At 62.2% G+C, this 410-nt stretch carries 1 protein-coding gene; it reads right to left on the bottom strand.

The features are described 5' to 3' along the window. A partial coding sequence (locus FCN80_RS26185; protein WP_170975547.1) for an IS66 family transposase zinc-finger binding domain-containing protein occupies positions 1-410 on the bottom strand: 410 nt, incomplete at both ends.

Raw genomic sequence — 410 nt, 5'->3', positions numbered from 1 at the left:
GCCTGGACAATAACATCACAGCGGGCGCAGGCCTTCTTCATGCGACGGGTTTTTATGACTTTGAACGCGCTTTTGATGAGTTCAAGTTGTTCGCTCACATCCTCGCCCAGCGGTTTAAGGTCGCCGCCACAAGCAGGGCAAGCCGGCTCTTGCGGCTCCAGGCGGTGTTCTTCGCGCGGCAGGTGTGCCGGCAAGGGACGGCGCGCCGCAGGGCGGCGTAACGCCGGCGGCACCGACGGGTCATCAAGGCGCGCGGGCTGTCCCTTATCTTCGGTCAGCAGCTCTTCCAGGCGATGCTCCAGTTGGACTATCTGGCGCTCGGCCTTTTCCGAGCTGCGCCCGAAGTACAGACGCCGCAGTTTCGCCAGTTGCGCCAGCAGACGGTCGATTTCCGCTTGACGTGAGTTAAG

The organism is Martelella alba (assembly GCF_005217455.1).
Lineage (GTDB): Bacteria > Pseudomonadota > Gammaproteobacteria > Enterobacterales > Enterobacteriaceae > Acerihabitans.
Note: the sequence above shows the minus strand (reverse complement) of the source record. Positions and strands in the feature narration are given on the sequence as shown.